The organism is Luteibacter sp. P4_E6, from assembly GCF_056401535.1.
In genome coordinates, this window is the sequence record NZ_JBFUJE010000399.1 from 1 (window position 1) to 3,646 (window position 3,646).

Genomic DNA, 3,646 nt, shown 5'->3' on the forward strand with positions numbered 1-3,646 from the left:
TCATGTCCTTATGGAATGTGCGCTCGCCCACCATGGGCTCGAGCTCGCCGACCAGCGATTTCACCATCGTCGACTTACCGGCGCCGTTCGGGCCGAGCAGGCCGATGCGATCGCCCGCTTCCAGCCCGAAGGCGATGTCGCGGAGCACGACGTGGTCTCCGTAGCCTGCATCGATGTGATCGAGCTGCAGCATCGAGGTCGGCAGCCTGTCGGGCGTGGGGAACGTGAAGCTGAAGGAGCGTTCCGCACGCACCGCTTCGGTGCCGGCCATCTTTTCCAGGCGTTTCATGCGCGACTGCGCCTGCTTGGCTTTGGACGCCTTCGCCTTGAAGCGATCGATGAACGACTGCAGGTGGGCGCGCTCGGCCTGTTCGCGCACATGTGCGATCTGCTGCTGGCGGAGGTGTTCCCCGCGCTGGCGTTCGAAGGCGGTGTAGTCGCCGGTGTAGAGCTTGGCCTTGCCTTCGTGCAGATGCAGCGTGTGCGAGATCACGCCGTCGAGGAATTCGCGATCGTGCGAGATGATCAGCAGCGTGCCCGGATAACGGCGCAGCCACTCTTCGAGCCAAAGAACCGCGTCGAGATCGAGATGGTTGGTCGGCTCATCGAGCAGGAGCAGGTCCGAGGGCGCCATAAGTGCGCGCGCCAGGTTGAGGCGCACGCGCCAGCCACCCGAGAACGAGGCGACGGGCTGCTCATGGGTCTCCGGGCTGAAACCCAGGCCGTGCATCAGCCGTCCGGCACGCGCACGCGCGTCGTAGCCGTTGACCTCTTCGATGCGCATGTTTGCCCGAGCCACGGCTTCGTAGTCTTCCGCGTCGTAGGCATCGGCTTCCATCTTCAGCGCGGCGGCCACTTCCACGTCGCCGCCGAGCACGTACTCGATCGCCGGGTCGGGCAAAGCCGGCGTTTCCTGGGCCACGGAGGCCAGCCGGATCTTCGACGGCATGTCCAGATCGCCGACTTCCGGCTCCAGCTCGCCCTTCAGGGCAGCGAACAGGGTCGACTTGCCACAGCCATTACGGCCGATGACGCCGAGCGCCCAGCCGCTCTGGATAGTGAGGTCCATCTGCGACAGCAGCGTACGGCTGCCCCGGCGCAGGGCGAGGTTGCGAAAAGAGATCATGAATAGGGTTACTGCAATGAGCGACTGCCCATGATAGCCGTCCCGCCCCCCACGTGGCCGAAACGCGACGCAGCACACAGCCGTGACGCCCGGCGCACGCCGCCCATGGCGCGGGATGAGGCGGCATGTTAAAACGGCGTCTTGCGCCGCATGGGGAGCGCGACGGAGCCATCATGAATACCTTCAAGCCTGTTTTCACCGCGATCGCCCTGGCTATCGTCTCCGCCTCCGTGGCGCCTTCGGTTCATGCCGACAGCCTGCTGATGCAGCGTGTCCAGCAGGAAAAGGGCATGAGCCTGCCCAAGAAGGGCATGACCATGGCCGAGGTGGAACGCCAGTTCGGCGCACCCACCTCCAAGCTCGACGCCCGCGGCGGCGGCAGCGCCAAGCAGCCGGTCATCAACCGCTGGATGTATCCGGGCTACATCGTCTATTTCGAGAAGAGCCACGTGGTCCACACGGTGCTGAACACGCCGGCCGGGAATAATACGAACCCGCAAGCGCCAAAATAAGCGGCAGGCACCCATCGCCGCTGAAGCGGCTCCCACACAGAGCCGGCGCGGCTTTGCAGGTTGCCGGGCTGTCTGTGGGAGCCGCTTCAGCGGCGATGGCTGTTACAGCAACGGTAGCCCGGAAGCCCTACAATAGGCGGCTTCCCCAGCTGCCTCCCCGCCCGCCATGACCGACCGCACTTCTTATCGACTTCCCGCCGAATGGGAGCCGCAGGCCGGCGTGCTGATCGCCTGGCCGCATGCGGACACCGATTGGGCCGATCGCCTGGCCGAGGTCGAGACGACCTATGTGGCGCTGGCCGCCGCGGTGACCCGCTTCGAACCGCTGCACATCATCGTGGCCGACGCCGCGCTGCGTGAGCGCGCCCGCCTGGCGATCACCGAAGCCGGCGCGGACCTGTCGCGCGTACACTTCATCGAGCTGCCTTACGACGACACCTGGCTGCGCGACTCCGGCCCGATCACGCTCACCGGCCCGAACGGCGTGCTGCTCAACGATTACCGTTTCACCGGCTGGGGCGGCAAGTTCGGCGCCGAGCAGGACGATGCGCTGATCTCCGGTCTGCTCGAACGCGGCGTGCTCTCCGGCCTCCCGCACAAGCGCATCGACTGGGCGTTGGAAGGTGGCGGCATCGAGAGCGATGGCCGCGGCACCATCCTGACCACGTGGAAGTGCCTCAACCAGCGCCATCCCGAGCTCTCGCGCGAAACGATGACCGAGACCCTGGCGACCACTCTGCACGCCGACCGCGTGCTGTGGCTGGACCACGGCTACCTTGAAGGCGACGACACCGACGCCCATATCGACACGCTGGCGCGCTTCTCGGAGGACGGCGGCATCGTGTACCAGGCTTGCGACGACGAAAGCGATCCGCACTTCGCCGAACTGGGCCAGATGGGCTCGGAACTCGCCGCGCTGCGTTCGCCGGAAGGCAAGCCCTACCCGCTGCATCCGCTCCCCTGGGCCGAGCCGATCCTCGACGAAGGTCGTCGCCTGGCGGCGTCCTACGCGAACTACCTGATCGTCAACGGCGCGGTGCTCGTGCCGGCCTATGGCGACAAAAAGGACGCGGAAGCAGCGAGGATCATCGGCGTGGCTCAYCCGGGCCGCGAAGTCGTCCAGGTGCCATGCCGTCCGCTGATCTGGCAGAACGGCAGCCTGCATTGCATCACCATGCAGCTGCCCGCCGCGATTGCCCAGTAACCCTGAGGAACGAACACGATGACCCGCAAGACCCTCAAGGTCGCCCTGCTCCAGGAAACCGACCGCGGCAGCCGCGACGGCAACCTGGACGCCATCGAGGCCGGCCTGCGCGAAGCCGCGAAGGCTGGCGTCGAACTGGTGTTGCTGCAGGAACTGCACAACGGCCCGTACTTCTGCCAGCGCGAGAGCGTGGACGTGTTCGACCTCGCCGAGACCATTCCCGGCCCGGGCACCGAGCGCATCGGCAAGCTCGCCGAGGAGCTCAAGCTCGTCGTCATCGCGTCGATCTTCGAAAAGCGCGCGACCGGCCTGTATCACAACACGGCCGTGGTCTTCGATCGCTCGCGCGAGATCGCCGGCAAGTACCGCAAGATGCACATCCCCGACGACCCGGCCTTCTACGAGAAGTTCTACTTCACGCCGGGCGACCTCGGGTTCGACCCTATCCAGACCTCGGTCGGCAAGCTCGGCGTGCTGGTGTGCTGGGACCAGTGGTATCCGGAAGCCGCGCGCCTGATGGCGCTGGCCGGCGCCGATATCCTGTTCTACCCCACGGCCATCGGCTGGGACCCTAACGATGACGACGCCGAGAAGGCCCGTCAGCGTGATGCCTGGATCACCGTGCAGCGCGGTCATGCCGTCGCCAATGGCCTGCCGTTGCTCTCGTGCAACCGCACGGGTTATGAGGCGGATCCGTCCAACGTCGGCAGCGGTATCCAGTTTTGGGGTTCGAGCTTCGTGGCGGGCCCGCAGGGCGAATTCATTGCCCAGGCCGGCACCGAGGGCCGTGAGCTGCTGATCTGC

The 3,646-nt window shown here is 66.1% G+C and carries 4 protein-coding genes; 3 read left to right on the forward strand and 1 reads right to left on the reverse strand.

The genetic code is table 11. The features are described 5' to 3' along the window. Nucleotides 1-1,126: ABC-F family ATP-binding cassette domain-containing protein (locus tag AC1DT2_RS17995; protein WP_477297841.1), on the reverse strand; the 1,126-nt coding region annotated here is incomplete at its 3' end. Nucleotides 1,127-1,299: 173 nt separating this feature from the next. On the opposite strand from AC1DT2_RS17995, the gene AC1DT2_RS18000 reads away from it, so the two are divergent. The 3 genes from AC1DT2_RS18000 to AC1DT2_RS18010 form a co-directional block, all read left to right on the forward strand. After that, nucleotides 1,300-1,638 carry a hypothetical protein gene (locus tag AC1DT2_RS18000; RefSeq protein WP_477297842.1) on the forward strand — a complete coding sequence of 113 codons (339 nt, stop codon included), beginning with the start codon at nucleotides 1,300-1,302 and terminating at the stop codon, nucleotides 1,636-1,638. Between the two features lie 166 nt (nucleotides 1,639-1,804). Then, nucleotides 1,805-2,842, forward strand: a complete 1,038-nt coding sequence (locus AC1DT2_RS18005) for an agmatine deiminase family protein (protein WP_477297844.1) — start codon at nucleotides 1,805-1,807, stop codon at nucleotides 2,840-2,842. Between the two features lie 18 nt (nucleotides 2,843-2,860). Continuing rightward, on the forward strand, nucleotides 2,861-3,646 hold a 786-nt coding region (locus AC1DT2_RS18010; RefSeq protein ID WP_477297846.1), incomplete at its 3' end, for a carbon-nitrogen hydrolase.